Genomic DNA, 25838 nt, shown 5'->3' with positions numbered 1-25838 from the left:
AGGAATTATAAATGATTAAAGAAGCAATGCAATATATCGCGGGTTTGGCAAACAAGGAAATTAAAGAAGTTGGTGGACAAATGTTTTCTACCGGAAAGCTGGAAGAGATTAATGAACCCACTACCACCGCGTTAAAGGTAAATACTCTTTCCGCAATGGTCACGTATCTGAAAGAAAACTATGACAATGTGGCCCCCGTGTTGATCCATGTGGTTAGTGAAACTGACGTGCGGGTTCTCAGCACCTTCAACCGAGACAAACGCCGTAACGTGTTGATAAATGCGTCTGCTGTGCTTCCAGATATCAGATTTGAACGGTTCATGGATGTAGAGAACTTCAACATACAATTACAAGCTTGCTTTGTAGATAGCCTTGATCGAGCTGCTGTATTGAAGCTAGTAGGGAACGTCAAGGAAGAGACAGGAAATACCTATGCAGACGATGGAGTAACGCAACAGGTAACAGCCAAAAGCGGTGTCGCCAGCCTTGAAAAGGTGATCGTTCCTAACCCTGTGAGCCTGAAACCATTCAGGACGTTTATTGATATCGCCCAGCCAGAATGCAGTTTTGTATTCCGGCTGCAATCCGGCCCAAGTGCTGCTCTGTTTGAAGCTGATGGCGGCGCTTGGAAATTGCAGGCTATGGCGAGTATTAAGGAATATCTGCATGCGGAGTTGGGCAAAGAGGTCGAATCCGGTTTTGTAACCATTATTGCTTAATACATCCTTGGGGCGGCTAAGGCTGCCCCTCTACCAAGGGAGTGAGAATATGCCGAATGCAAACGGCTGGTTAAGCCGCGATGAAGTCAGACAATTAAACGTGCCTGTGCTGATACCGGATAAAGACGCACAGCGGGGGAAATGGCACAATGGACTGCCTCCGGCTGGAGGGGTATTACTTACCCGGACGAGCTGCGTAACCATGAATTGCCCAGTAGCTGAAAACGAAACACCTGTAGCATACATGTACAATCCAAAACACCGATCCGAATACCGATATGCCCCCTTCTACTTCCGTACTAAAGAGCAGTTGAACGGTTTGGAAAAGGTATGACTCAACTGGAATTTAACTTTGATGCCGCTGAGGTTATACCGGAAACACCGGAATTACGAAAAGGGACGGATGGGCAACTGTTAAACGGATGTTTTTATGAGCGAAGCACCGGGGCCTTTGTATCTTATGTGCTGGGGCGGAGGCATCATGTGTTTAATATTGATGTTCTCACGAAGGAATGGATGGAAAAGACCAAGCGGGAACGCTGGATCGAATAGGACAGAAGGGATGATAATCATGTCTAATTCAGGCAGAGCAGTAGTGTTTAACTCAAATCAAACGAAAATAAAAATTGTTGATTTAGAGGAAGTCCTTAAATCAGTGGTAGGGATGGACATAGGGATATCCGTTGGGGAATTAAAAAAAACTGAATATCTTCTTTCTATTAATCCAGAAATATTCAGCTTGACGAAGAGTTATGAATCTAGTGTTAATACTGGATTTGTTAAAAGTGCAGCATCGGAGCTGTACGCAGTGTATAAAACACTTTCAACTATCATTCAAACTTCAATTCAAAATGTGGTAAATCCGCATGAGAAAATGATACTAGAACTTTTGTACATCAAAGCAATGAAATATCAAAAAGCCCAATTGTATATGGAAAAAGGATACCAAGCGGATATCTATCCAATTAGCTCTACAACGTTTGCGGATCGTAGGAGAAAGGCTATTAAATGTGTTGCACAAAGTTTCCGATTAATCGGAATTTTGGAGTATGTCCAAGACGGATATAGATTAGGTGACTTAGCTAGTTTGAAGTTTGTTCAATAATTGGAGCTCTATCCCCTATACCAAAGGAGAGATATACGCATGGCAACAGGACAAGTAAACCCTAATTTATACGACCTATTGAGAGAGCGTGAAACTGGACTTTACACGCAAAACTTCGAAAAAAATGAAACAGTATTTGCATATGTCCATTTAGACTACAGCGACGTTGCAGATTTTGTTGAGTTGGTTGGATACGATTTTTTATGTGAAGGCGGATACGATGCCAAGATTTGCGCTACTTCCGTTTGCATTGAAATAAATGATGTTATAGAACGTTTCGGGCATGATCTATCCGACTATAAAAATTGCTTTGATGAAGACCTGTGGAAAGATCACGAAAAAGAAATTGCAATTATGGAGGCATAACAGCCTCTTACCCTATACCCCCATAAGGAGAATGATTGTATGTCGTTCGTGATATTAGTAAGAGATTTATGGAGCATGAGCACAGATTTTTATGCGGGAAAGACATATATTCATCAAGGCCAATATTTCCCTTGCTTAGCCGATAACGAGAAGCCAGCTAAAAAGTATTCCAGTCGGAAGATAGCCGAGCGTTCAGCTTCTAGGCTAGAAGATAAAACAGGTCAGACATGCGAAGTCATGGAGGTAGAAGGAGAGTGAATAGATATGGATGGACTAATCATTAAGCCTAAATGGGCGGATATGGTTCTGTCGGGATTCAAACCGTGGGAGATTCGCGGGAGTCGCACTCATAAGCGCGGTACCATTGGTATTATCAAGAGCGGCAGCGGCTTAGTATATGGCACGGTGGAACTTGTGGGTTGTGTTCCTCTAACCATGTACAACTGGTACGAAAACAATGATAAGCATCATCTGTCGTATGCAGATGTAGATTACAAAACACCTTATGCATGGGTAATGCAAAATCCAGTCATTTACCCGGTGCCTATACCTTATAAGCATCCACAAGGGGCAGTGATATGGGTTAGGCTACCGAAAACAGTTTACCAAGGAGGCGGTAAAGGTGAGTGAACGGACAATTAATTTACCGGATGGTCTGCAACCTATGTCAGAAGAAGATTTGAAAACTATTTGGAACAAAGCCGACGATGCTCGGGGTGAAGAAGCTCATATGAGTAATGATGTGTTTGATTTGGTCAACGCTCTTGATGCCGCCTATGCACAAATAGACTCACTCCAGCAGCAGATGGCAGAGAGGGACCGGACAATAGCCCGGCTATCTGCTGACCTGGATACATCTGTTTCAAGCCAAATAGACATGACTGACAAAGCATACAGATACCAAAAGGCACTGAAAGAAGCCAAAACAGCCATACAGAAGAACTTAGCATTTGCTAACGGTAAGGATGAACAGGCGTTATTATCGGCGTTTAACCATATCAACACAGCATTAGGTAGGGAGGATATATAGATATGGCAAGACCAATTATAGTCCATAGATTTTATGCAGGAGATAAGTGCGTGTTAATCTCTGAATGGTATGAGCCAATGTCTGTAGATCAGCTCAAGGAAAGAGCACAGCAAGCAGTTGAATGGGGTTATGGTGATCCAGACATTGTTACAGACTCCACTGGTCGTCTTGTAAGGCTCAAGTAAAAAGGGAGGATTAATATTGCCTAAATTCAAGCGGAAAGTTAGATTACCCAATCCCCCAGCATTGAATATAAACCGGATACGTCTTGAACTTAAATTAGGCGGTAATTCATATTGGCAAGAAGTAGCGGGGCAACTGGTGGATGAAATAGACCGGATGAAAAGTATCATGAAAGAATCTTCTTCTGCTTTATCTGAAACAATCAGGCTGTCGGACGAGCTAATAGAGGATCATAAGCAGACAGCACGTATATGGCATGATAAATACATGGAGCTGCTACAAAAATATGAAGGATGAACACAACAAAGCCCCCGCAACCTTGGCAGGGAGCACGGGGGCATGTTACTTCATTTCTCAAACCCATTATATCACAAAGGGGGAATGAGGATGCTTGCAAATGAGGAAAAGCCCATGAAACAACAAATGGAACCTATAGATTTAGGAGCAGCGACACCCCTCAACTATCGCAAGGCAAGGAATATAGCAAAGCGAATATATGAAGAAGCAACTCCTGCCGAAAAGGAAGTTATCTCCGACATGATTAGAGATTGTGAATTTGTGGAGGAATGGCTAGTAACTGGGAGAATGCCAGGGAATAAGCGAGGGGTTGAACGGCTGGCTGCTTATCAGCGTGAGCGGCCTGTAGACCCATTAAGGATGCAGGCATATGTACAAAAAAATCACGCAGGTAGTCCGGCTAATTTATCTGATTGGCAGCTATTTCAAATAGAGGACGCATTATCTACACTCAGTCCACGTGAGCGCGAATGCTATACAATGGCTCATGGACAATGCTTCTCAAGAAGTCAGATAGCGGAGTTTTTGGGTATTACAAAGGATAGCGTAACCGAATATGTGGAGAGGGCCGCAAAAAAAGTTGCTCAGGCTGTTCAAGAGAGCTTGTTTTTGTCCCCCGATTGCCACCTATAGGTAGAAACTATTTTGTGTTTGTCACTAATAGTTTAATAACATAAGCAGACATGAGGGCGTAGGGTAACCGCGTCCTTTTTGTTATGCACACATAGGAGGAAATAATATGTCTGTAAAACCACGTTTTGCATTTCTGAGTAAGGACCGCATTTTACACTTGCACGATGAGGAACACGCCGCACAACATGGCAAGCATGTACAAACATCCCTGACGGACGACGAAAGCGGATATCCAGTAATTGAGGGCCAGGGCGTTGTCTACTATGCCGACGAGGATAAAGCCTACATCAACGGCAACAAGTCGGACGGTAAACTTATTGCCACACCACCAGTGCTCAAGCAACTTGCAGCAGAGCTATTGTAATGCCTTACCCGGCTTATGCCGGGCTTGTGGTGCATACAGGACTATGGGCGGTTCGATTCCGCTGTGTGCCATTTATTAATTGGGGGAAGACATATGTTTAAATCAACCAAGCGACCGCCACCAGTGCCTGTTGTGTCGCCTCTACAGCCCGATCAATGCAAAGGATGTGTATGGGGAGATTGGACGGGCAGTAAGCAGATATGCATGTGGGTGGACTGTTGGAAGGAAATGAAACAGTGAATAAAGTACATGTTTTAGCTGAGTTTATGAACAATGCTGTTGAGTTACCTCTTCAAGATTATTTACGCATTACCATGAATATAGAATGCGATGAACGCACGTATTGGGAAGATGGGCGGCTATATACAACACACGAAGACGGTAGAGTTGCTATAGTTGCTGAGTCTATAAGCGATGCACTCTGTTTTGTTGTACCTAATGAACTGGAACGATTAGGGAGGCAGATATGAAAATACTCAAGTGGCTTGTACGTTTCACAGCAGAGCGCGCAACTGCTCCAAGAAACAGGAAGGAGCGCAGGCATGGAAATTAACCGTGTTAAGGTGAGCGTGTACAACATGAAGAGTCAACCCAGCTTATACAATCGTCCCACTATATACAGTTGGTATATGGAGGGCGTTGTAATAAAGAGTCATACTCAGTCAGTCATAGGTATCCATATACCTGGAGTTAATCAGCAGGATAGAATCATCGTGAACCTGACTCTGTTGGATAGGCTGCGTGGCATCAAGATACAGGACAAGACATGGAAGGTGTTCGAGAAGTGGGAAGGCATCTGCCATGAGAATAATAAAGAACTGGAATATTTCCATGAATTAGGCCAAAAAATAATCGGAAATAAGATTAATTTGTAAATTAATTTAAATTTGGGTCCTTCCCAGGCCGGGGGTACCATGCGGGTACGAATGACCCCGATTTCTGGCTATTTTTAATTAAAAAAAATCACTGTGCACTGTGCAAACCGAGGGGGTGTTTTGAGCTTGGATTCCAACGTAAAAATGATTGAAGAAACCTTATGCATCAGTGCTTCATACGCTGCCGAGCTTTTTGGTGTCCATCGGAACACACTTGCACAGTGGGTGAAGCTGGGTATGCCCAAAATGAAGAATGGTTGGTACCCGCTTAAATCATGTTTTGATTGGGTGATGGATTATAAACTAGGCGTCGATGAAGATGATGACGAAGAAGGGGAGCCTAAGACTGATGCGGCTAAAAAGTTAAAGCATGAGGCTAGGCTAAAAGAACAGCAGGCTGAAGCAGCAGCGTTCAAAAATGCAGTGATTCGAGGGGAATACATTCGGCGGGATGAAGTGATTAGCGAACTTCAACGTTTTTTCACTTCACTTAAACGTTCCATGAATGGTTATAGCCGATCCATCGCCAACGAAGTTGCACCATATGTTGATCCTGAGTTAGTTCGTCAAATTGAGCAGAACATCAGTGACAAGACAAACGCGGTGCTGCTGCAAATGTCTGTCAGAGGTGTTTATCATGCCAAAAAAGGCCGGAAGTAAATGGACGGAATGGCTGAGTGAGGCGTTTTCCGTGCTGCGTCCGCCTGAAAAACTGACAGTCTCCGAATGGGCGGATAAATATCGAATATTGGATGGTAAGACATCATCAGTTCCTGGTCCCTGGTCTACTGATCGGACGCCTTATCTACGCGGTATCATGGATGCCTTTACTGATCCAAGGGTGGAGGAAGTTGTTTTCCTGAAACCTACACAGGTAGGCGGAACCGAATGCCTTAATAACATGCTGGGATATGTCATATCACAGGACCCCAACCCGGTCATGATTGTTTATCCGAATGAAAAATTAGCACAGTTTACCTCAGAAAACCGTCTGCAACCTATGATGAGGTTGAGTCCAGCGCTCCAGAGTCGTTTTCACGAGAACAGAAGTAAAGACTTAGAACTTCAGTTTGACGGGATGTACGTTGTTATTGCAGGTGCCGCCAGTCCTGCAGGTCTTTCTAGTTTACCAGCGCGATATTTGTTTATGGATGAAGTGGACAAGTATCCTGCTGCAGCCGGAAAGGAAGCTGATCCGAGATCACTTGCCCGTGAGCGTACCCGAACATTCGATAGCAATAAAAAAATTATGCAGACATCAACGCCGACTTTGCGTACTGGACCTATTTGGACAGCGTGGGAAAAGGCATATATTAAATTAGAATATTATGTTCCATGTCCTCATTGTGGCGAATTTCAGACGCTAAACTTTAAAAAGGTAAAATTCGATTCAACGATTGACCCTGAGATCATTAGAACAACCGCGCATTATGAATGTGCTCATTGTCAGGGTGTAATTCGTGATGCCCATAAGCCTGCCATGCTGCGTGCGGGTGAGTGGCGGGACCCTAAAGGAGAAACTTCCAGAAAACGTATAACAGGCTATTGGCTGAATGCTTTGTATAGCCCATGGGTACGCTTTGGTGATGCTGCCGTTGAATTTATCAATTCTACGCGTTCCGGGCCAGAAGAACTGCAAAACTTTGTGAACTCTTGGCTGGCTGAACCTTGGGAAAATACCCAAATAAAGCTTAATAGCAGCAAGGTTCTGGAAAAGGACAGTGGGTATGAGGAAGGTGTCGTACCTGACCGAACCATTATGATTACTGGTGGTGTCGATGTTCAGAAGGATCGGTTTTACTACACCATCCGGGCATGGGGCGAAGGAATGAACAGTCAGAATATTCGGCATGGAGTGGTCGAAACATGGGCGCAGATTGAAGATGTGATGAACATTTCTTACTGCGCTCGAGATGGGACAGAGTTTTTTGTAAATCTCTGTGCTATTGACTCCGGTTATAACGCAGACGACACCTATACATTTTGCGTTAACAACAGTGAATGGGCGGTTGCAGTTAAAGGTTCCAACACGGCACTACCCAGTAAGTACAAGCTGTCCAAAATCGACCGCGAGGAACGTGGCATGTACGGCATATCCCTGTACCATGTCGATGGTGGTTATTATAAAGACTTTATATCCAACCGCGTGGTTCGCAAAAATGACGAGCCGGGCGGTTGGTTTGTTTATACAGGTTGTGATCTGGAATATGCTGAGCAAGTTACAGCAGAAGAAAAGGTCATTGAGAAACGAGGCCGCGAAGTTTGGCGACCAAAGACAGCACACGCAGATAACCATTACCTTGACACAGAGGTCTATGCCGCTTTTGCTGCGGATTGTTTGGGCATCCGGTACATGCGATACGAAGAGAAGCCGGAACCCAAAAAAAAGGTTAGTAAAAAGCCTGCGAAGCAAAATTCATGGGTAGGGGGAGGTAATGGTTCATGGCTATGACACAGGAAGAAAGGCTCTTAAAGCTACGTGAACAACTGCTTGAGGTTGAAACAGCAATCAGCGCCATACAGTCAGGGGCGCAAGAATATTCAATCGCAAATAGGTCGCTTAAACGTGCTGATTTATCTACGTTATATACAGAACGAAGCCGCTTAGAAAAAGAAATTGAAGCACTAGAAAGCGGAACAGGGATGTTCCGAAGAGTTTACTTTGAAGGGAGGTAGTCCTAATGAATTGGCTGGACCGATCAATAGCTGCTGTAAGCCCACGATGGGCATATAAGAGGTTGGCTTGGCGCTCCGGCATGGAAGTGTTCGACGCTGGGAGTAGAGGGCGCTTAAATCACAACTGGAACCCTTCCCAGTCTCCTAATGAACACATGAAAGCGACTGAACGATCGTTAATCCGAGCGCGGGCGCAGGATATGGAGCGTAATAGTGATATCGGCGGGGCTATTCTTTCCGCCTTTGATCGAAATGTCGTCGGGACAGGAATAACCCTTCAATCTAAGGTATCCCACGATTTGCCCGGAAACTTAGAAGGAGAATTTAATCGGCAAATTGAACGACTCTGGAAGGAATTTTGTAAGGCTGAAAATGTAGATATCACTGGTACTCAGTCGCTGGAGGAAATAGAAGATATGTCAATCCGCCGTTATATCGTTGATGGCGGTATTTTTCTAGTGAAGGTCTACGTTAAAGACACTAAATTCCCTTTCAAAATCCAAGTTAGGTCCGTTGACGAACTGGACACCAAAAATACCATCGTTACTCCAAGCCAGGGCAACAGGATTGTTGAAGGCGTGGAAATTGACCAGCACAACAAGCCAGTAGCATACCACTTCAAAAAAGTTGATGGTTATCTACTTAATTCCGTTGAAACAGTCAAGATTCCAGCCAAAGACGTTATTTTTTTGTTTAAAAAGACTTCTCCGCAGCAGGTGCGGGAGGTATCCAATTTGGCAACGGCTTTACCACGCGTCAAAGATGCAAATCAATTTGTTGAAGCTGTATCCATAAAGGAGCGTGTCCTCGCTTGCTTGTCTGTTTTCATTAAAAAGGATGTTCCTTCTGGTGGTGCAGGGCGGGGAGTGAGAACCAGTAGCGAAACGATTGACTATTCTGGAGTGTCACTTGCTCCGGGGATGATCGGGGAACTAAATCCTGGGGATGAAGTCCAGACGGTTGTTCCGTCCGGTCAGGCATCGAATGCCAAGGAGTGGATTACCACATTGGTGCGGCTCACATCTGCCGGAATCGGCCTTAGCTATGAAGCTGTGTCGCGGGATCTGTCCCAGGTCAACTATTCCTCTGCACGCCAAGGATTAATTGAAGACCGTAAATTGTACAAGAAACTACAAAAAATGTTGATCGAACGTGTGCTTACTCCAATTTATCTGGAGTTTTTGGACGCTATGGTGCTTACAGGCCAGTTGAATTTACCCAAATACCAACAAAACAAAGATTTGTATATCGCTCATGTATGGATACCACCGGGCAGTACATGGATTGACCCTTTGAAGGAGGTGAAAGCAAATGAAACAGCTCTTGCTTCCAATCAGGACACCCTAGCCCGTATTTGTGCCGAGCGCGGGGAGGATTGGCGCGATGTGGTAGCGCAGCGTGCAGCAGAACAGCAATTGATCCGCGAATTGTCCGGTCCAGAACCGACAGCCACGGATATTCCAAAGGAAGGAGCAGACAATGAGCCAGATGATGAATCGAAAGAAAATGCCGATGACGCTGCATAGAAATGCAACGGTACCGGATAAGCAACTATCTCGTGTATTGACTATCAATACTGAATCTGTAAACGAAGAAGATCGAACGATTGAACTTTCATTTTCATCCGAAGCCCCATACGGTAGGTGGTTCGGTGATGAAATTTTATCTCATGACCCCGGAGCGCTTGACCTATCTAGGTTGAACGATGTCGGGGTTTTACTTTTCGCACATGGTCGTGACCCGAATTACGGAAATATGCCAATCGGTACCATTAAACAGGTATGGACTGATGATACCGAGCGGAAGGCACGAGCTATTGTGGAGTTTGACGACGATCCTGACAGTGACCGAGTGTTTCAGAAGGTTAAAAAAGGGACCATCAAAGGCGTATCTGTTGGCTATGAAGTCAGCTCCTGGGAAGAAGTTAAGGCGGGTAAGACTTCCGCCAATGGTCGATTCACCGGGCCAGCTTATGTGGCTCTTAAATGGCAGCCGTTTGAAATAAGCATCGAGCCTACACCTGCCGATCCGTCAGTTGGTATAGGACGTAATTTACAAAATGGAAGCGAGGAAGATGATATGTTGAAAGGTTTGAAACACATTGCGCTGGCTGCGCAAGGATTGGTACATGCTCCAGATAAAGGCGGGGAGATTGGAGGCGCAGGAGGCGAACACCGATCCGGTGAACCAGCAGCAACACCACCAGCGCCACCGATTAACGAAGATGGTATTCGAGCGGCAGCAGCAGCGGCAGAACGGAGCCGCGTAACAGAAATTAATGCGCTTTGCCGTAACTTCGGCGTGGATGCTTCACCGTACATTGAGGATGGCAGCGGAGTTGATAAGGTCCGTCAGGCCATTTTGCAAAAACAAATTGAAGATCGTAAACCACACCCATCAGGTATACAGGTTACAACAGAGGAAACAGACAAGTTCCGTGCTGCTGCATCCGATGCCCTGCTTATGCGTGCAGGTAGAGGTGTTGCGAAGCCTGCGCCGGGTGCGCCAGAACTGCGCTCGCTGCGGTTGCGTGATTTGGCTGTGGAGTGCTTGGTACGCGCTGGGGAGTCGGGAGCACACTTGCTACGCGATGAAGATTTGTTGAAACGGGCGTTGTCGCCTGATAGTACATTCCAAGGCATTATCTCCAACGCTGCTAACAAAACGCTGGCACAGGCTTACGCAGAAGCCCCAACAACATTCCAATATTGGACAGGCCGTGGTAGTAACTCCGATTTTAAGGCAGCGGAGCATTACCGACTTTCCGAGGCGGGAAGTTTGGAACTGACAGCACAAAATGCTCCAATTCCTTATGATGGTCCCATGAAGGATGAAAAGGTCACAAAAGCAGTCCTGACATACTCCAAGCGTTGGGGCTTTACCCGTCAAGCTTTCATAAATGACGACCTGGACATGCTTTCTAAGGTTCCACAGGCTTATGTTATTGCAGCCAAGCGAGGTATTAATGCCCTGGTGTATAAGATGCTGGCATCCAATCCGCTTATTTGGGACGGTAAAGCACTGTTCGGAGTGGATCACAAAAACTTGGGTACAGGCGCGGATATTTCTACCACCTCCATGACGGAAGCACGCACTGCTATGCGAACTCAAAAAGGGCCACGAGGGGAAGGCACACTTAATCTCGCACCACAATTTCTGTTGGTTCCAGCAGCCTTGGAGACAAGCGCTAATCAATTTGTTCATTCCGATGCCGATCCTTCAGGTAAGCACAGTGGAGTAACAAATGTTTTCCGCAATAGCTTGGATATTATTGTGGATGCGGAGTTGGATCAGTATTCAGCAGCGGCCTGGTATGCGGCGGCTAGCCCGAATATTGCGGATACGATTGAGGTCACTTATCTGCGGGGGCAGGAAGAACCGACATTGGAAACCGATGTGCCGTTTGACCGTCTTGGTTTGGACTTCCGTATTTACTTCGACTATGGAGTAACCGTTTTGGATAGCCGTGGAATGTTCAAAAATCCAGGTGCAACAGGAGGTAGTGGAGCATGATTTTAAAGAAACCACTCAATTATGGCGGACGACTGTGGGAGGCTGGTGAAACCGTAACGGGCCAGCTTCCCATTGATTTGATTTTGGAGCTTCAAGAGAGCGGCGCGATTGATAAGAATGAATCCCCGGCGCAGGAGGCGGCAGGCTTAACAGACACTACTGTTTCTGCTGCTGATTTTGCTGCATTGGGGCCGAACGAACAAAAAGCACGCCTTGAATCACTTGGGCTGACAGCATCCAGTAATAAAGAAGGTCGCCAAGAGCAATATGAAAAATGGCTTGCTGAAAATCCTGCCAAATAATAACGGAGGTGCGTCATGAGCTTGCGTGATCAAATCATTCATGATGTACAGAATGTATTCTTTAACCCTTTGGAGTTTTCGGAGCCGCACGTTCTCGTGGCTGGTAGTAAGTCACGCTGCCTCAATATGATCGTGGAGACGTTTACGTTGGATGGTCGTCCGATTCAAACGGCAGAGGGTGTATCTGCGCATAACGCAATCATCCATATTGATCCGCGTGTATTGGGCTTTACACCTGCAAGGGAACAAGTAATTGTCCTAGACAATCTCAAATATCGTATCACAGCGGTGTCAAACGACATGGGGGTGCTTAAAATTTCCCTTACATCCAATGGCGGTGGTAGGTAGTGACTTTTCTTGATGTAAGAAGTAACCTCCGGGCGGCTCGAAAACAGATGGCAGTCATGGACAAGATACTCAAACAGGCTACACGTTCAAGCGTTAACCGCGCCACACAGCGTTCCAAGACAGAGTTGGGACGGAAGATAAGGGAAAGGTATGTTATTAAGCAATCTGAGGCTACAAAGACCGTCACAGTCCGCAAAGCGGCAGGTACGGGCATGTCTTCCGAGATTAAAACCAAAGGGAAGACTATACCTCTGATTAACTTTAGTGTTAATCCAAAACAACGACCTGCCAGACCTAAGACGGTCAAAGCGGGTGTGTTGAGAGGATCGCCGCGCAAACCACTCAAAAGGGCGTTCATATCCAACATGGGCGGTCATACGGGTGTATTTGAGCGAGTTGGAAAGAAAAGACTTCCTGTACGCGAATTGAGGGGGCCAGCCGTGCCGGAAATGGCGAACAATGAAGAAGTCGTTACGCATGTGCAAGAGGTATATGCAGACGAAATGAACAAGCGTATGCCTCACGAACTCAATAGGCTATTAGGGAGGTTGTAACGATGGAATTATCTCCGTCCAGCATGATGGACAGAATCAGGGACTATATCCTCGAAATCACGTCCGAAATGTATCTTGGCGAAAAGACCAGTGACGATAATACCGATGGAAAAGTCAAAGTATTTACAATGGATTTGCCTCCTAGACAGGTGCCTGAGTATGAGGCTATGCCTGATCCTTACGCGCCGCAGACACTAGAGCCTGTTCCTAACCAACAAACGCTGGAAACATATAGAGACGAACGGTTCCCTTTTGTGATCGTTCGTTTTTTGCGTTCAACGGATACGGACGACATGGTACGGCTGTGTGAAATTGATCTGATATGTGGCGTTGAGGCAGAGGGTTTGCAGGCGCAGAAGGATACACTCCACTTGATGGAGGTTATCAGGCAATCTCTACTAAAGCATGACTACGCTGGATGGGGATTTAGAATAGCACGTCCGCTCGATATTGATTTTTTCGAAGAACAGACGGACCCCTATTTTATAGGCGTGGTCAGCACCAATTGGGAGGCACCTACAATACAAACGGAGGTACGACTATGGTAGATAAAATTGAAGATAAAAGCGAAGAAGCAAAGAACACCCGTAAAACAAGAGCTGTCGAAGCTGAACAGAGTGTAATTGTGAATGAGCAACCACCTGTAGACGAGCAACATCTTGTGTATATTGGCCCAAGATTGGATAAAGGACGGTTACGAACGTACCAAATATTTGTAGGTGGATATCCGAACCACTTTCAAGACCTGTACGACAAGTACCCGCAACTCAAGTCCTTATTTGTGCCCGTTACTCAGCTATCTCAAGCGCAAATTGATGTAGGCGTTCCAGGGCATCCGCTCAATGTTTCGTACAAACTTGTGAAGGAAGTGAAATAATGGCGGAATATCATGGTATTAGAACCAAAGAGCTGTTCCGGGATCGTAGCGGCACCACTGTGCAAACTACTACCTTGCCCGTGTTTTTCGGTGCGGCTCCAGTCAATATGACGCAAAGTAATGCGCCAGTCACCAATAAAGCTATTTTGGTGTCGAGCATGGAGGAATTTGAATACTACTTTGGTTATTCGGATGATTGGGAATCGTTCAAGCTCTGCGAAGCGGCTTTCTACTTTTTTAAAACTGCTAAACTGTCTCCTGCGGTGTTTGTCAACGTGCTTGATCCTGCCACGGATAATAAAGTTGTAGCCCCTGCTGCGGCCACGTTTTCTGATGGGATTTACACCACTTCTGAAAGTGGCATTGTCGCCTCTACGGTGAGCGTGAAGTCCTCTGACGGTGCGACTACGTATGTGGTCAACACAGACTTCGCGACAAGCTTTGATAGCAACGGTAGAACGGTGGTTACGATCATCCCAGGTGGTGCAATCCCTGCAAACACTACAGTGCTACAAGTGGGTTACTCTAAACTGGACCCTTCAAAGGTGACAGCGGCTAAGATTATCGGCGGGGAAAACTCCACAACAGGCGTTAGAACGGGGTTGGAAGTCGTAGAAGAAGTTTTCTTGACTACTCGCCTAGTACCTAACCTATTGGTTGCACCAGGCTGGTCCAGCGATCCTACGGTTTATGCTGCTATGGTTGCGAAGTCCCTCAACATTAACGGTCTTTTCGAAGCTCACGTTATTGCGGACTTGGATGCAAGCGAACGCTACATTAACTTGGTCAACTGGAAAAACGACAATCGCTACACCAGCCCATACAGCTTTAATGTATGGCCTAAAGCCAAGTACAACGATGTGACCTATCACATGTCAGTGGTGGCGGCTGCTCGCACCGTGGCTATAGATGCAGATAATGGCGGTATCCCGTTCGAGTCTCCATCTAACAAAGATATTTTTGTGGATAGCTTGGTCATGGAGGACGGTTCAGAGGCTTACGTTCCGTTTAACCAAGCCACTTATCTAAATAATAACGGTATTGTCACAGGTCTTAATATGGGCCGAGGCTGGAGATTGTGGGGGAACCGGACAGCAGCCTTTCCGACTTTAACGGACGCACAGCGGGCCTTTATTCCTGTTAGGCGCATGTTCTCGTGGGTGAAAAATAACGTCGTCCTTCAATACTGGAATAAAGTTGACCGTCCGCTTAATAATCGTCTGATTGGAGAAATAACGGATGATGTTAACTTTTGGTTGAATGGATTGGTTGCAGCTGGTGCGTTGCTGGGTGGTCGAATTGAATACCGCGCCAGCGACAACACGGTTTCCAACTTGGAGGATGGTATCCTGACATACCGCTTGTTCATCACACCTCCAAGTCCGGCACAAGATATTGAATTTATCGTTGCTTATGATCTGGCGTATCTGACTACGCTGGGCGCAGCAGCATAAGGAGGGGTAGACATTGGCTAAAAATATTCCGGTTAAATTGGTCGGTATGGCGATCTATGCAAATGGCTCAAGCACCGATTTTTCCACGGGTGACATTACGTTGCCCAACTTCACACCTTTGACAGATACGTTGTCCGGGGCTGGCATCTTGGGGGAACTTGATATCCCAACGCCAGGGCATTACGGCTCACTGGAACTTGGCATTGCTTGGCGTACGATTGACAAAGATGCATTCGGGTTGATAGGTACTAAACTCAAGTCCTTGGAGATTCGTGGTGCATTTACCGAGTTTAATACCACATCCGGTGAGTTGGAAACACGGGCCGTTAAGATAGTGGTCAAGGGCATCGGGAAAGGGATTGACCTTGGTACTTTCGCCCAAAATGCCACTACTGGCACCTCAACTACGCTTGAAGTCACGTACATCAAAGTTTTCATTGACGGCGTAGCAGTAATCGAATTGGACAAGCTCAACAGCGTAAGTCGCATTAATAGTGTGGACGATCTATTCGACATCAATAAAGCATTGGGCAAAGCCTAATCCTAAAAATAGAAAGGTTGATTAAACATGAGCGCACAAGGGACAACGGAAGAACAAATGAAAGAGGAAGTAGCACAACCAACAGGGACAGTCATTAGGCTGTCTCTTTCTGTTAATTGGGAGGATGTTGATTATAACGAGCTTAATCTCGAATTCGACAAACTCACAGGCGAAGACATTATCGCGCTTGAGGGTGATTTTCTCGCTCTGAATCAAGGTAAAAACTTCCTGCCCTCCTTCAAAAATGAACATCCGGCGTATTTGGCTGTCTTGGCTGCCAAAGCTGCTGGCGTGCACCCAAACTTCTTGAAAAAGCTCCCAGCCAAAGATTTTAACCGGGTTATTGGAGCGTCTCGACGTTTTTTGGACGGCTTGATCTAATAGGGAACCCGTCTACGAAGGTGATGGAGGATTGTATAGCCCTTGCTAAATTCGCAGGCGGAAGCCCGTTAGATTACATCAAGCGCCCAATGGTTGAAATGGATGATTGGATAATTTCCATGAACAATTTCCACAGGAAAGTGGAAGAACGGCGGAAGGAAGACAATCCACAGTAGAATTGAGGTATTTTAGATGGCTGGAGCTGGAGGGGGTTCGGGAGGTTCAAGGCGGTATGAACTAACGTTTGAGTTGTCGGGACAGATTGACCCACGTATCATACGTAGCTTCACCGACTTGAGTAGAGACGTAGCTTTGCTGGAACAGAATTTGGATGAATTAAGGCGCACACGTCCTATCCCGGACGATGTGCCTGACTCTATCCGAGACATTACAGATCGCGCGCGTGAGTTTGGGGATGTATTTCAACGCGCGCTGGACTTCACAGGCGCTAAAGCGATTATAGACGGTGTTACCGGGGCGTTTGGCAACATGATAAACGACGTGGGTGAGCTTGAGGAATCTTTATTAAAGGTTCAGGCGGCAACTGGAGCCAGTGCCACGGAAATGAAGGATTTAGATAGCTCCATACGTGGCATGTATGAGTCTAATTACGGTGAGGGGTTCGGTGATATAGCCGACTCTTTGGTTGGCGTTAAAAACGCCACAGGACTCACAGGCGAAGCGCTCAAAGATGCTACGGAATCAGCGTTGTCATTGCGTGATGTTTTCGGATACGAAGTTCCTGAAACCATGCGGACGGTTGGCGTGTTGATGAAAAACCTTGGCATATCATCCGAGGAAGCTTTTAACCTCATTGCACAAGGTAGTCAGAAGGGTCTTAATCGCGCTGACGACTTTTTGGATACACTGAACGAATATTCAGTACAGTTCAAAGACGCTGGCTACAATGCCCAACAGATGCTAAGCGTACTCAACAGCGGGCTTGAAAAAGGGGCTTTCAATACGGACAAAATAGCGGATGCCCTCAAAGAGTTCCGTATCCGTATCGTAAGCGGTGATAAGGCAGTAGTTGAAGCAATGGACGAACTGTTCGCGATGGATGGCATAGAGAAGTTTACCAAAAATCTAGCCAAGGGCGGACAGAAAACCAAAGAGTTTCAACAACTGGTAGCTAAAACGAGCAAAACAACAGCGGCTACCATGCTTAAAACGTTGCAGTCTGGCAAAGGCACGCAGGTAGCCAAGATGCAACAAACTATCAGCTCAGTTATGAGTGATAGTCAAAAGGTATTCAACGGTCTTTCTAGCGGGTCTATGAAGGCGCGTGACGCGTTGCAGTTGGTTAATGACAAACTACTAACCATAGACGATTTGCAACAGCGAAATGCTATTTCCGTGTCCCTGTTCGGTACGCAATACGAGGATATGGGCGCAGGCATCACGCAAGCGCTCAATGATGTAAACGGCGGGTTTGATAAAAATCTAAATTCGATGGAAGAAATCAAAAACCTCAACATGCAGTCATTCACCAAGCAGTTGCGCGGATTGGGCAGGGAAATTATGACGGAAGTTGTTCTCCCAATCGGTGAAGAACTTTTGCCGATGCTTCATGAAATGGTGGACTGGGCAAAGGAGCATAAGGATTTTATCGAGTTTATAGCCCTTGCGACTCCTGCTGCTTTGATTGGTAAAAATGTGACTGTACTTGGTAAGGGCTTATGGGACTTGAAAGGTAAGTTAACCGAAGCGGCTGGAGCTGGGGGATTGCTGGGGAAATCTTTGGCGTTTATGAAATCACCTGCTGGCATTGCTGTCGGAGCTGTCGGTTTGCTTACAGCGGGTTTAATTGCGTATCAGGAGCATCAAGAGGCTGTACGCGAGTCTATGATTAACATGGGTGATGAACTTAAAACTGCTTTTGATGATTACAACACAGTGGATAAGCAACGCGACAAACTGACCAACTTGGTCAAGGAGTACGATCGGTTAAAAGCCAAAATCGACAACGCCAAAACTCCAGCTAATGAACTTGCTGAAGCTCAACGGAAAATAGCCGATATTGAACAGAAGATCGTAGAACAAAGTGACGGTTACATCACCGCACAGGATGCTAAAACCAATGCATTACGTGAACAGGCTGGCGCTCAGCTTGATCTTTATAACAACATGGCTAAAGCGTCAGAGCAGGAAGCACGTATTACCATTCTTGACAAGGAGGCACAGCTTCCCGATTTACTGAAGGAATATGATAACCTTCAGAGCAAAGAAAAAGAATTAAACAAAGCGCAAGGAAATAGTGAGTCAGTCCTCACATCATTAATAGCTCTACGCATAAAATATAATGAGGTCATGAACAATACTCCAGCCGGAGCAAAGAGGGATGAACAATTAAAACCTCTAACCGATGAATTAAAGCAATTAATGAACTATGATCAGGCTAATTTAGGTAGCCTTGACCAGTTCATTGGTACAGTAAGAATGACCATGAATAAGACCAAGCAAGACTTGGAAACGAATGAAAAGGAAATGGAGTCCTCTAAAGCCTCATTCCAGGAGCTTTATAACGCAAATGTTCGGCTTGTCGAAGTACAGGACCTGGGTGGAGAATCGCTGCAATCGCTCATGAGGAAGTATGATCAGTTATCCAATACGGAAAAAGCTCGAGTAGACGCTGCTATACTCAGGGTCCAAGAGCTGAATAAAAGCCTTAGTGATTTGCCTTTTGAAAAGCAGATTGATGTCACGCTTGATATAAAACAAAAATATGGGCCAATGGCTACTCCAAACAACTTTCCGAATGTGGTCAAAAATACACACGGGTTCCCTCTACAGGCAATCCCGCCTCTGAAACCTAGAAAGTTTGCTGATGGCGGCATTGTAACAAGCCCAACGCTGGGTCTTGTGGGTGAGGCTGGAGACGACGAGGCAATTATACCCCTCAATAACTCCAAACGATCACGCGACCTCTACGCAGCCGCAGGGAGTGCATTAGGGATGGATGGTGGAGGGGGCGGACACTTTGCCCCTGTGTTTAGCCCTCAGATTGTTATTCAAGGGAACGCAGACGAAAAGGTGATCCAAAGGTCATTGCGAGACTCACAACGCGAATGGGAAGCCAATATGCAGGAGTGGGAGCGGAAGAACAGAAGGAGGTCGATGGTTTGACCACAACATATCGAACCATACAGGGCGATACATGGGATAATATCGCCTACAAACTCACAGGCAGTATAAACTTTATGACCGATCTAATGGCAGCCAACTTCGACCATGTAGATACGGTCTTTTTTGGTGCTGGCGTTATCTTGACCGTCCCTCCTGTTCCTGATGATACATCGTCCACCCTGCCGCCTTGGAGGATTGGAGAGGAAGAGGGTGACGGTGAGTAATGGCAGTTGTAAACGAAGGGCGCACAGCAAGTGTCGCCCTTACCTACAATGGGAAGGTTGTCAGCAGCACGGTCCTGGATCAATACCTAATTGATTTTACCTATTCGGATGGATATAACGGTCAGATTGACACCATTACAATAACACTGGATGACCGAAACAACGATTGGATTAAAGGCTGGGTGCCTTACATTGATGATAAGATACGGGCCGAAATTGTCACCCGGGATTGGCATAAAAACGGCGAGGTCAAAAAGCTGGTATGCGGCACGTTTTATGTCAAAGCGTTTCGGTTTACCGGGAAGCCTGACATGATCGTCATTGAAGCGAGCGCGTTACCTTTATCCGGGCAGTCTACCAAGCAACAAAAACGATCCAAGTCATATGAAAAGGTCCAGTTGCGGACGGTAGCTGCGGATATTGCCAAACGTTCGGGTCTTGCCCTTAGTTACAACGCCAAGGTAAACCCGCAATATGAGCGATTAGACCAGTCGGACGAAACCGACTTCGAATTTCTGATTAAGACATGTCAGGCTGAGGGAATATCCGTGAAACTGTCCGGCAAAAAACTGGTCTTGTTCAGCGAACTGGATTTTGAAAATAACGCCCCTGTGATGGATATTGTCAGAGGTAAAAGTGATATCCTCAGCTACGAATTTAGTAAGGACAGCGAAAGCACGGCATATGGCAGGGCGATTGTAAGCTACACAACAGCCAAAACCAAAACAGAAAAGAGCAAGACGGTAACCGGGACATATAGCGCTCCTGGCATGAGTAAATATCCGACCTTGAGGCTGAATGAACAGGCTGGTACCGTGGCAGAAGCCACAAGAATAGCCCGTAACAGACTCCGGGAACAGAATAAGAAGTCAGGCAAGGCTAAGCTTGAAATGAGCGGTGATACGCGTCTGGCCGCTGGTGTGACGGTTAACGTGCTTGAAATCGGATATTACAGCGGCAAATACATCATCGAAAGCGCGGAACATCATATTGGCTCCAATGCTCCGTATACGACGACTCTTGAAATCAGAAAGGTATTGGGGTGGTGAATATGTTAGCTAAGTTTGGAACCTGTTCAACAGCAGACGAAGCATCCGGCACAATAACAGCAACGTTCCCTGACAGAGAAGACTTTGTTACGGGTGACCTGCCCGTAGTGTTCCCGGCTGGGATGTTGCGAAAAACACTCCCCAAACCGGGAGACGAAGTTTTCGTGCTCATGTTTGACCGTAGTAATGGCGTGTGCTTTGGCGTTACATCCGAATTTGTTAACACGAAGGGTGATGCTGAAATGAAAGGCACACTTACGATAGACGGCAACTTGAAAATCCTTGGAACTCCACCTGAAACGGGCGGTATAGTAGCAGTTGGAGAGGTCAAGGGAAGTAACATATAAGGCGGTGATAGCATGGCAAAGGATTGGGGTGGGTTAGCCACACTTGGCGATATTGTTTTTATCGTTACTCACTACAAAATAAGGACCTTCACCGACTTTACCCGCACCAACAATGACAGATGGGCGGCGAATGAAATTATCGGAAAAAAACCCCGTTCGCAATTCCTAGGGCCGGGGCTTGATACGATAGATTTGACGGTCCGAATTGACGCGTCCTATGGCATGAATCCCCGTAAAGAGGTGGATAAGCTTGTTGACTACAGCCGAAAGGGGAAGGTGATGCCGTTTGTGTTGGGCAATAAGGGGCTGGGTGTGAAGTGGTGGAAAATCAAAGGTATGTCGCAGAAATTTAACAATATCGACAACAAGGGCCGGCTCATATCCGCCACATATTCCCTATCATTGGAGGAATACGTATAATGACGGATCTTTACGAGATTACAGGGATATACAAGCCTTTTAAGTTTGGCTTAACAGGTGTAGACGCAATTAAACAGCGTGTTCGAATTATCACTTCGACAGTGCTAGGAACGTGTGTTATGGATCGGGAATTGGGTGTAGATGATGTGAGTCAGGACTTGACCACGCTGGGCGCTAGACAGCTAATGATTGCAATGGTAATCACAGCAATCAATGAGCAGGAACCTGCGGTAGAGATACAAGAGGTTGATATCGTCGAGGATGCAGACTTTGAAAAAACAGGCAGACTCGTGCCCATAATCAGATTTACGATCAATGAAGGCGGAGAGGGGGCAGGCGTTTAATGGCACAGCAAATAACTTTACCGGATATCCAGTTTACAGATTACGATGTGCAAAAAATATTAAGTGAGTCCCTTGTATCTCTCCAAAACAAAACAGGAAAGGTCTACGAAAAGGCCGATCCTGACCGAATTTTGTTCCTGGCTTTGATGAATGAGATTATCCAGTTGCGTGTGCTGATTGACCGGGAGAAAAAAGCGGACTTATTGCCGTATGCTACGGGTGTCATGCTGGATTACATCGGTTCACTTTATAAAGTAGAGAGATTACAGGCGGAGCCAGCGACCACGCAGCTCCGCTTTAATTTATCTACGCAACTTAGTACATCTTCCACCATCCCAGGCGGGACGCGGGTTGGTGTTCAAAATGCGGACGGGACGATATACTTTACAACCAATCAAACGATCATCATCCCTCCAGGCTCTTTGTTCGGGACGGTGGCAGCGACTGCTAATATAACAGGGGAAAGTGGAAACGGGTTTTCGATTGGTCAGGTCAACACGCTTATGGACCCGCTTGCCTTTGTCGCCAGCGTATCCAATACGACTGAAACGGGTGGCGGATCAAATATCGAAAGTGATGATGCTTTTAGGGAACGGATCAGGATAGCCCCGGAGTCGTTTTCCACGGCTGGCCCTCGTGATGCTTATGTATACTGGGCTAAGTCTGCATCATCTTCTATTATCGACGTTGGTTTGTCGTCTCCCAATCCGTATGAGGTTATTGTCGTCCCACTACTGACAGGTGGAAACATCCCAGGTCAGGAAGTGCTTGACGCGGTATATGAATCTGTAAATGACCGTACACGCCGCCCCCTGACGGACTTAGTTAAAGTTCAAGCCCCCGTTGCTGTCAGCTATGACATTAACGTTAAATTTTACATCAGCCAGGGTAAAGCAGCAGAATCACAGGCGATTGAGTCTAATGTCCGGCAGGCCATAAATGACTATATCCTGTGGCAAAAAAGCAAATTGGGGAGAGATATCAACCCGACGAACCTCATAGGCCGTATGTATGCGGCTGGAGCGGTCCGCGTCGAGGTTGTAAGCCCTGTTTTTACAAAAGTAGGACTATTAGAGGTTGCACATGAAACAACGCCTAATATCGTCTATGGAGGGCTTGCAAATGATTGATATTACGGACGTGAGTATTGTCGATTTGCTTCCCAATAGCATAAGAGACGACCCTAACGTACAAGCATTCGCTAAAACCCTGGACGAGCAGCTTCTAGAGCCTAAGCAAGACATTTACAAGTTGCGGCGACTAACCCGAATCGATGATTTGACGAGCGATGAAGCAAACGACATGGCGTATCAGATGCACGTGGACTTCTACGATCCGGCTCTACCATTGGAAACTCGGCGGGAGCTTATAAAAAACTCAATTAACTTCCACAGGATTAAGGGGACCCCGGCAGCGGTGGAACAATTAATAGATATCTTGTTCGGGGACGGGGTAGTTGAAGAGTGGTTTCAATATGAAGGCATTCCAGGACACTACCGCGTTAAGACGAGCAACCCGCAGGCTACACGGGATAGAGTAGAGGAATTTTACCGTGCTATTGATTCGGTCACTCGCTTTTCCGCACACCTGGACAGTGTGATGCTGGAGCAGACGGAGCAAATGGACCTGTACTTTGGTGCTGGTCTACATATGCGAGATATTATAACGGCAAGGATGGTGTAAGCATGGCGGCATTTGGTGGTTTAGTTTTAACAATCAAGGGGCGTAATCTACAGGCTAAGGTGCAGGCAGGACAGCAATTAAAGTTCAGCCGTATGGGTTTGGGGGACGGTATCGTAACAAGTCAATCCATCCCCAATATGACAGAGCTTATCACGGAGCGTAAGAGCATAACTGCAAATCGGGTGTATACCCCAAGCCCAGGCCGGGCGGCGGTAAGCGCGATTCTATCCAATCAGGACGTGACGACAGGATTTTTCTTTCGGGAATTGGGCGTGTTTGCTCTCGACCCAGACGAAGGGGAAATCATGTATGCGTATGGTAACAGCGGTAGCGGGTCGGCTGAATATATACCGCCTACTGGTGGAGCTGATCTGATTGAAAAACTCATAAATGTAAACCTATTAGTTGGCAATGCGACAAATATAAGCATCACAACCGATCAGTCACTGGTTTATGTGACTATACAAGACTTGGAGGAAACCTTACAAGAGGCAAAGGAGTACACCGACACGCAGATAGCTAATGTCAAAGTGCCGGACGCAACAACCACAGTTAAAGGTATCGTAAGACTAAGTGCAGATTACAAGTCTGCATCTTCTACGACTGTCCCAAACAGTAAGGCTCTGTCGGACTTGTATACCGATTCCCTAGCTGATAAAGGCAAGCCGTTCATGGATGATTTTAATTTATTACTTGGTGCGGGTAGATGGAGGATTGACAGGTCTTCTTTTGCTCCTGCTACGGACCATAGCCCACCAGGAGCATATCCTAAGGGTGTCCTTTTTGTCGCAAGCTCAAATGTGACGGAGGGGCTTGTGGTTGTCCATATGTACGTAGATGATACTGGCGGAATTTATAACCGTGTAAGAACATTAGCTGGGACGTGGTTGCCTTGGGATGGATTAGCCAGCAAGACATACGCCCAAAGGAATTTGAGACTAGAAAGAGCTGTCGAGCTTGGCGCAGACCTTACCGGGGCTGGTCCGACATACATCGACTTCCACAGTAGCGGTACAGGAAATGACTATGATAGTCGCATTATAGCCGAAGGCGGCACAACTGCCACTGGTAACGGTAAAATCACTATCCAAGCCGCGACTACAGCGCTAACCGGGAAGGTCGAAACATCCGGTCAAGTGTGGGTCGCTAAAAACACGCAATTCGGTTCATCATCCTCTCTATCCTTGCCAATAGGTGATGGAGATACAGGGCTTAATTGGTACGGTGACGGTGGGGTTGACTTTTACTCAAACAATTCAAAGGTTGCTGCTTTATCTGATGGCGTTTTTAAGTATTACGAAGCTGACGGTACCTGGAAAGTTTTGCGAGACGAGATAAGCAATTTAAAGCAATCTGTCGTTGATGGGAAAGGTGTCGTTGCTGGCGCTATCAACGGCAAGGGTGGTAATGTATCAGCCAGCAACACTCACGCGGAACTAGCGGCAGCTATAACAAACCTACCCGTCAAGAGATGGGCAACAGGAACGTTCAACGGTCAAAATGCTCAGGCTAGTAGTTGGGGACAATCCATATCAATGGTGGTTTCTGTTGGAGGTCTTTCTTTCACGCCTTCTATGGTTTTTATAAGAGTTAGGTTAACTGAATCGGACGGCTTCCGGCACATAGATTCTTTCGCCCGTCTCAGCACCGCGACCGGAGACACCATTTACGGCTGGAGAGGCAACAGTGTATGGGTTCCTCCTTTGCGTCAACAAGCCGGAGGGTTTAACGCGACCATCGAGGGCAGCAAAATAGACGCATACGCCGGGGGATCGCCTGTTTCTAAGGTATGGGCGTATGAATGGTGGGCATTCGAATAATAGAAAGGGTGGTTTATATGAAAATTGGGCCAAAGGTTTACTGGAGAAAATCAAGCGGTGAGGTAATCTTCGTTACGCCGGAAATCGAATCAGAACATGCCCGTGAGACTACAAAGGACGACGACATGGGGTTTTACCCGCAACTCAAGGGGTTTGATCCTGAACAGGTTGAGGTGTTGAAACTCACCTATAGACAATATTACGAAGACTTCCAGCGAGCAAAGTCATATGTGGTCAACCCGGACACTGAAAAACTGGAGTTTGTCTATATTGACGGCAACGGTGGCGAGACTCCTACACCGCAAGTTCCTCTGACTGATCAGGTGACAGAACTCAAGACGCGCCAGGACAGCACAGAGGCCGCTTTGCTTGCTCTTATGGATACCACTACTACAACCTAACAAGGAGGTGAGGCATTATGTATACATTTCTGCTGAACATGTGGATTATGGGCAAGGTTGATGAGGAACGTCTTAAGCGATACACACCTAAGTTTATTCAAGAAGCAGAGCGAAACGAGATTCTAGCAACACCGCAAAATGTTTAGCCAGCGTATCCAATCGGATGCGCTATTTTTATGCCCTCGTAGTGGTCGGGGGCCTATTTT

Annotated in this window: 38 protein-coding genes; all 38 read left to right on the top strand. The window is 46.4% G+C overall.

The window, feature by feature from the left end:
* Window positions 1-11: 11 nt before the first annotated feature.
* The 38 genes from MHB54_RS04375 (at window position 12) to MHB54_RS04190 (ending at window position 25778) form a co-directional block, all read left to right on the top strand.
* On the top strand, window positions 12-719 hold the full coding sequence (locus MHB54_RS04375) for a hypothetical protein (protein ID WP_340981425.1): 708 nt from the start codon (window positions 12-14) through the stop codon (window positions 717-719).
* Window positions 720-768: 49 nt separating this feature from the next.
* On the top strand, window positions 769-1053 hold the full coding sequence (locus MHB54_RS04370) for a hypothetical protein (RefSeq protein ID WP_340981424.1): 285 nt from the start codon (window positions 769-771) through the stop codon (window positions 1051-1053).
* The gene (locus MHB54_RS04365; protein ID WP_340981423.1) at window positions 1050-1271 is read left to right on the top strand and encodes a hypothetical protein; all 222 of its coding nucleotides are present in this window, start codon (window positions 1050-1052) and stop codon (window positions 1269-1271) included. Before MHB54_RS04370 ends, MHB54_RS04365 begins: the two co-directional genes overlap by 4 nt.
* 19 nt (window positions 1272-1290) lie before the next feature.
* Window positions 1291-1824: a hypothetical protein gene (locus MHB54_RS04360; RefSeq protein WP_340981422.1), complete on the top strand. Its 534-nt coding sequence runs from the start codon at window positions 1291-1293 to the stop codon at window positions 1822-1824.
* A 39-nt stretch (window positions 1825-1863) separates the two neighbouring features.
* On the top strand, window positions 1864-2190 hold the full coding sequence (locus MHB54_RS04355; RefSeq protein WP_340981420.1) for a hypothetical protein: 327 nt from the start codon (window positions 1864-1866) through the stop codon (window positions 2188-2190).
* Window positions 2191-2229: 39 nt separating this feature from the next.
* Complete coding sequence (locus MHB54_RS04350) at window positions 2230-2448, top strand: hypothetical protein (protein WP_340981419.1); 219 nt, start codon at window positions 2230-2232, stop codon at window positions 2446-2448.
* Window positions 2449-2454: 6 nt separating this feature from the next.
* Complete coding sequence (locus MHB54_RS04345; protein WP_340981418.1) at window positions 2455-2820, top strand: ASCH domain-containing protein; 366 nt, start codon at window positions 2455-2457, stop codon at window positions 2818-2820.
* The gene (locus MHB54_RS04340; protein WP_340981417.1) at window positions 2813-3220 is read left to right on the top strand and encodes a hypothetical protein; all 408 of its coding nucleotides are present in this window, start codon (window positions 2813-2815) and stop codon (window positions 3218-3220) included. The genes MHB54_RS04345 and MHB54_RS04340 overlap by 8 nt, the downstream gene beginning before the upstream one ends.
* 50 nt (window positions 3221-3270) lie before the next feature.
* Entirely contained in the window at window positions 3271-3405 is a 135-nt protein-coding gene (locus tag MHB54_RS04335; RefSeq protein ID WP_340981416.1) for a hypothetical protein, read from the top strand.
* A gap of 16 nt (window positions 3406-3421) precedes the next feature.
* Window positions 3422-3700, top strand: a complete 279-nt coding sequence (locus tag MHB54_RS04330) for a hypothetical protein (RefSeq protein WP_340981415.1) — start codon at window positions 3422-3424, stop codon at window positions 3698-3700.
* Between the two features lie 90 nt (window positions 3701-3790).
* Window positions 3791-4333, top strand: a complete 543-nt coding sequence (locus MHB54_RS04325) for a sigma factor-like helix-turn-helix DNA-binding protein (RefSeq protein WP_340981414.1) — start codon at window positions 3791-3793, stop codon at window positions 4331-4333.
* Between the two features lie 106 nt (window positions 4334-4439).
* Window positions 4440-4697 carry a hypothetical protein gene (locus MHB54_RS04320; protein ID WP_340981413.1) on the top strand — a complete coding sequence of 86 codons (258 nt, stop codon included), beginning with the start codon at window positions 4440-4442 and terminating at the stop codon, window positions 4695-4697.
* 206 nt (window positions 4698-4903) lie between these two features.
* The gene (locus MHB54_RS04315; RefSeq protein ID WP_340981412.1) at window positions 4904-5167 is read left to right on the top strand and encodes a hypothetical protein; all 264 of its coding nucleotides are present in this window, start codon (window positions 4904-4906) and stop codon (window positions 5165-5167) included.
* 72 nt (window positions 5168-5239) lie between these two features.
* Window positions 5240-5572, top strand: coding sequence for a hypothetical protein (locus tag MHB54_RS04310; RefSeq protein WP_340981411.1), 333 nt, complete (start codon window positions 5240-5242; stop codon window positions 5570-5572).
* Window positions 5573-5698: 126 nt separating this feature from the next.
* Window positions 5699-6232 carry a hypothetical protein gene (locus MHB54_RS04305; protein ID WP_340981410.1) on the top strand — a complete coding sequence of 178 codons (534 nt, stop codon included), beginning with the start codon at window positions 5699-5701 and terminating at the stop codon, window positions 6230-6232.
* Window positions 6210-8024, top strand: a complete 1815-nt coding sequence (locus MHB54_RS04300; protein ID WP_340981409.1) for a phage terminase large subunit family protein — start codon at window positions 6210-6212, stop codon at window positions 8022-8024. The genes MHB54_RS04305 and MHB54_RS04300 overlap by 23 nt, the downstream gene beginning before the upstream one ends.
* Window positions 8015-8248 carry a hypothetical protein gene (locus MHB54_RS04295; protein WP_149032564.1) on the top strand — a complete coding sequence of 78 codons (234 nt, stop codon included), beginning with the start codon at window positions 8015-8017 and terminating at the stop codon, window positions 8246-8248. Before MHB54_RS04300 ends, MHB54_RS04295 begins: the two co-directional genes overlap by 10 nt.
* A gap of 5 nt (window positions 8249-8253) precedes the next feature.
* Entirely contained in the window at window positions 8254-9774 is a 1521-nt protein-coding gene (locus MHB54_RS04290) for a phage portal protein (protein ID WP_340981408.1), read from the top strand.
* Window positions 9728-11761, top strand: a complete 2034-nt coding sequence (locus MHB54_RS04285) for a prohead protease/major capsid protein fusion protein (RefSeq protein WP_340981407.1) — start codon at window positions 9728-9730, stop codon at window positions 11759-11761. Before MHB54_RS04290 ends, MHB54_RS04285 begins: the two co-directional genes overlap by 47 nt.
* Complete coding sequence (locus MHB54_RS04280) at window positions 11758-12063, top strand: hypothetical protein (protein WP_023990519.1); 306 nt, start codon at window positions 11758-11760, stop codon at window positions 12061-12063. The genes MHB54_RS04285 and MHB54_RS04280 overlap by 4 nt, the downstream gene beginning before the upstream one ends.
* A 15-nt stretch (window positions 12064-12078) precedes the next feature.
* Entirely contained in the window at window positions 12079-12411 is a 333-nt protein-coding gene (locus MHB54_RS04275; RefSeq protein WP_340981406.1) for a hypothetical protein, read from the top strand.
* Window positions 12411-12965: a phage tail protein gene (locus MHB54_RS04270; protein WP_149032568.1), complete on the top strand. Its 555-nt coding sequence runs from the start codon at window positions 12411-12413 to the stop codon at window positions 12963-12965. Before MHB54_RS04275 ends, MHB54_RS04270 begins: the two co-directional genes overlap by 1 nt.
* A gap of 2 nt (window positions 12966-12967) precedes the next feature.
* The gene (locus MHB54_RS04265) at window positions 12968-13513 is read left to right on the top strand and encodes a hypothetical protein (protein ID WP_340981404.1); all 546 of its coding nucleotides are present in this window, start codon (window positions 12968-12970) and stop codon (window positions 13511-13513) included.
* Window positions 13507-13842: a hypothetical protein gene (locus tag MHB54_RS04260; RefSeq protein WP_340981403.1), complete on the top strand. Its 336-nt coding sequence runs from the start codon at window positions 13507-13509 to the stop codon at window positions 13840-13842. The genes MHB54_RS04265 and MHB54_RS04260 overlap by 7 nt, the downstream gene beginning before the upstream one ends.
* Window positions 13842-15296, top strand: coding sequence for a phage tail sheath family protein (locus tag MHB54_RS04255; protein WP_340981402.1), 1455 nt, complete (start codon window positions 13842-13844; stop codon window positions 15294-15296). The genes MHB54_RS04260 and MHB54_RS04255 overlap by 1 nt, the downstream gene beginning before the upstream one ends.
* 13 nt (window positions 15297-15309) lie before the next feature.
* Entirely contained in the window at window positions 15310-15837 is a 528-nt protein-coding gene (locus MHB54_RS04250; RefSeq protein WP_340981401.1) for a phage major tail tube protein, read from the top strand.
* Between the two features lie 27 nt (window positions 15838-15864).
* Window positions 15865-16218, top strand: coding sequence for a phage tail assembly protein (locus MHB54_RS04245; RefSeq protein ID WP_023990512.1), 354 nt, complete (start codon window positions 15865-15867; stop codon window positions 16216-16218).
* A gap of 192 nt (window positions 16219-16410) precedes the next feature.
* On the top strand, window positions 16411-19344 hold the full coding sequence (locus MHB54_RS04240; RefSeq protein ID WP_340981400.1) for a phage tail tape measure protein: 2934 nt from the start codon (window positions 16411-16413) through the stop codon (window positions 19342-19344).
* Window positions 19341-19568: a tail protein X gene (locus MHB54_RS04235; protein WP_023990509.1), complete on the top strand. Its 228-nt coding sequence runs from the start codon at window positions 19341-19343 to the stop codon at window positions 19566-19568. Before MHB54_RS04240 ends, MHB54_RS04235 begins: the two co-directional genes overlap by 4 nt.
* Complete coding sequence (locus MHB54_RS04230) at window positions 19568-20617, top strand: phage late control D family protein (protein ID WP_023990508.1); 1050 nt, start codon at window positions 19568-19570, stop codon at window positions 20615-20617. The genes MHB54_RS04235 and MHB54_RS04230 overlap by 1 nt, the downstream gene beginning before the upstream one ends.
* Window positions 20614-20964 carry a hypothetical protein gene (locus MHB54_RS04225; RefSeq protein ID WP_340981399.1) on the top strand — a complete coding sequence of 117 codons (351 nt, stop codon included), beginning with the start codon at window positions 20614-20616 and terminating at the stop codon, window positions 20962-20964. The genes MHB54_RS04230 and MHB54_RS04225 overlap by 4 nt, the downstream gene beginning before the upstream one ends.
* Window positions 20965-20976: 12 nt before the next feature.
* Window positions 20977-21384 (top strand): phage tail protein, encoded by a 408-nt coding sequence (locus tag MHB54_RS04220; RefSeq protein ID WP_023990506.1) that lies wholly within the window; start codon window positions 20977-20979, stop codon window positions 21382-21384.
* Window positions 21384-21728: a GPW/gp25 family protein gene (locus MHB54_RS04215; protein WP_048481515.1), complete on the top strand. Its 345-nt coding sequence runs from the start codon at window positions 21384-21386 to the stop codon at window positions 21726-21728. The genes MHB54_RS04220 and MHB54_RS04215 overlap by 1 nt, the downstream gene beginning before the upstream one ends.
* Entirely contained in the window at window positions 21728-22858 is a 1131-nt protein-coding gene (locus MHB54_RS04210) for a baseplate assembly protein (RefSeq protein ID WP_023990504.1), read from the top strand. Before MHB54_RS04215 ends, MHB54_RS04210 begins: the two co-directional genes overlap by 1 nt.
* Window positions 22851-23411 (top strand): phage tail protein I, encoded by a 561-nt coding sequence (locus tag MHB54_RS04205; protein ID WP_023990503.1) that lies wholly within the window; start codon window positions 22851-22853, stop codon window positions 23409-23411. The genes MHB54_RS04210 and MHB54_RS04205 overlap by 8 nt, the downstream gene beginning before the upstream one ends.
* A 2-nt stretch (window positions 23412-23413) precedes the next feature.
* Window positions 23414-25231: a phage tail-collar fiber domain-containing protein gene (locus MHB54_RS04200; protein ID WP_052405443.1), complete on the top strand. Its 1818-nt coding sequence runs from the start codon at window positions 23414-23416 to the stop codon at window positions 25229-25231.
* Between the two features lie 17 nt (window positions 25232-25248).
* A complete protein-coding gene (locus MHB54_RS04195; protein ID WP_034095218.1) occupies window positions 25249-25632 on the top strand; it encodes a hypothetical protein in 384 nt (127 codons plus the stop codon).
* Between the two features lie 17 nt (window positions 25633-25649).
* A complete protein-coding gene (locus MHB54_RS04190; RefSeq protein ID WP_023990501.1) occupies window positions 25650-25778 on the top strand; it encodes a hypothetical protein in 129 nt (42 codons plus the stop codon).
* Window positions 25779-25838 lie beyond the last annotated feature (60 nt).

The organism is Paenibacillus sp. FSL M7-0802, from assembly GCF_038004945.1.
In the GTDB taxonomy this organism is placed as follows: domain Bacteria; phylum Bacillota; class Bacilli; order Paenibacillales; family Paenibacillaceae; genus Paenibacillus; species Paenibacillus polymyxa_B.
This window is presented reverse-complemented; position numbering and strand designations above follow the sequence as displayed.

Coding starts and splice junctions, on each gene's coding strand:
- MHB54_RS04375 (WP_340981425.1), top strand. CDS start 12: ATGATTAAAGAAGCAATGCAATATATCGCGGGTTTGGCAAACAAGGAA.
- MHB54_RS04370 (WP_340981424.1), top strand. CDS start 769: ATGCCGAATGCAAACGGCTGGTTAAGCCGCGATGAAGTCAGACAATTA.
- MHB54_RS04365 (WP_340981423.1), top strand. CDS start 1,050: ATGACTCAACTGGAATTTAACTTTGATGCCGCTGAGGTTATACCGGAA.
- MHB54_RS04360 (WP_340981422.1), top strand. CDS start 1,291: ATGTCTAATTCAGGCAGAGCAGTAGTGTTTAACTCAAATCAAACGAAA.
- MHB54_RS04355 (WP_340981420.1), top strand. CDS start 1,864: ATGGCAACAGGACAAGTAAACCCTAATTTATACGACCTATTGAGAGAG.
- MHB54_RS04350 (WP_340981419.1), top strand. CDS start 2,230: ATGTCGTTCGTGATATTAGTAAGAGATTTATGGAGCATGAGCACAGAT.
- MHB54_RS04345 (WP_340981418.1), top strand. CDS start 2,455: ATGGATGGACTAATCATTAAGCCTAAATGGGCGGATATGGTTCTGTCG.
- MHB54_RS04325 (WP_340981414.1), top strand. CDS start 3,791: ATGCTTGCAAATGAGGAAAAGCCCATGAAACAACAAATGGAACCTATA.
- MHB54_RS04320 (WP_340981413.1), top strand. CDS start 4,440: ATGTCTGTAAAACCACGTTTTGCATTTCTGAGTAAGGACCGCATTTTA.
- MHB54_RS04310 (WP_340981411.1), top strand. CDS start 5,240: ATGGAAATTAACCGTGTTAAGGTGAGCGTGTACAACATGAAGAGTCAA.
- MHB54_RS04300 (WP_340981409.1), top strand. CDS start 6,210: ATGCCAAAAAAGGCCGGAAGTAAATGGACGGAATGGCTGAGTGAGGCG.
- MHB54_RS04295 (WP_149032564.1), top strand. CDS start 8,015: ATGGCTATGACACAGGAAGAAAGGCTCTTAAAGCTACGTGAACAACTG.
- MHB54_RS04290 (WP_340981408.1), top strand. CDS start 8,254: ATGAATTGGCTGGACCGATCAATAGCTGCTGTAAGCCCACGATGGGCA.
- MHB54_RS04285 (WP_340981407.1), top strand. CDS start 9,728: ATGAGCCAGATGATGAATCGAAAGAAAATGCCGATGACGCTGCATAGA.
- MHB54_RS04280 (WP_023990519.1), top strand. CDS start 11,758: ATGATTTTAAAGAAACCACTCAATTATGGCGGACGACTGTGGGAGGCT.
- MHB54_RS04275 (WP_340981406.1), top strand. CDS start 12,079: ATGAGCTTGCGTGATCAAATCATTCATGATGTACAGAATGTATTCTTT.
- MHB54_RS04265 (WP_340981404.1), top strand. CDS start 12,968: ATGGAATTATCTCCGTCCAGCATGATGGACAGAATCAGGGACTATATC.
- MHB54_RS04260 (WP_340981403.1), top strand. CDS start 13,507: ATGGTAGATAAAATTGAAGATAAAAGCGAAGAAGCAAAGAACACCCGT.
- MHB54_RS04255 (WP_340981402.1), top strand. CDS start 13,842: ATGGCGGAATATCATGGTATTAGAACCAAAGAGCTGTTCCGGGATCGT.
- MHB54_RS04245 (WP_023990512.1), top strand. CDS start 15,865: ATGAGCGCACAAGGGACAACGGAAGAACAAATGAAAGAGGAAGTAGCA.
- MHB54_RS04240 (WP_340981400.1), top strand. CDS start 16,411: ATGGCTGGAGCTGGAGGGGGTTCGGGAGGTTCAAGGCGGTATGAACTA.
- MHB54_RS04230 (WP_023990508.1), top strand. CDS start 19,568: ATGGCAGTTGTAAACGAAGGGCGCACAGCAAGTGTCGCCCTTACCTAC.
- MHB54_RS04220 (WP_023990506.1), top strand. CDS start 20,977: ATGGCAAAGGATTGGGGTGGGTTAGCCACACTTGGCGATATTGTTTTT.
- MHB54_RS04215 (WP_048481515.1), top strand. CDS start 21,384: ATGACGGATCTTTACGAGATTACAGGGATATACAAGCCTTTTAAGTTT.
- MHB54_RS04210 (WP_023990504.1), top strand. CDS start 21,728: ATGGCACAGCAAATAACTTTACCGGATATCCAGTTTACAGATTACGAT.
- MHB54_RS04205 (WP_023990503.1), top strand. CDS start 22,851: ATGATTGATATTACGGACGTGAGTATTGTCGATTTGCTTCCCAATAGC.
- MHB54_RS04200 (WP_052405443.1), top strand. CDS start 23,414: ATGGCGGCATTTGGTGGTTTAGTTTTAACAATCAAGGGGCGTAATCTA.
- MHB54_RS04195 (WP_034095218.1), top strand. CDS start 25,249: ATGAAAATTGGGCCAAAGGTTTACTGGAGAAAATCAAGCGGTGAGGTA.
- MHB54_RS04190 (WP_023990501.1), top strand. CDS start 25,650: ATGTATACATTTCTGCTGAACATGTGGATTATGGGCAAGGTTGATGAG.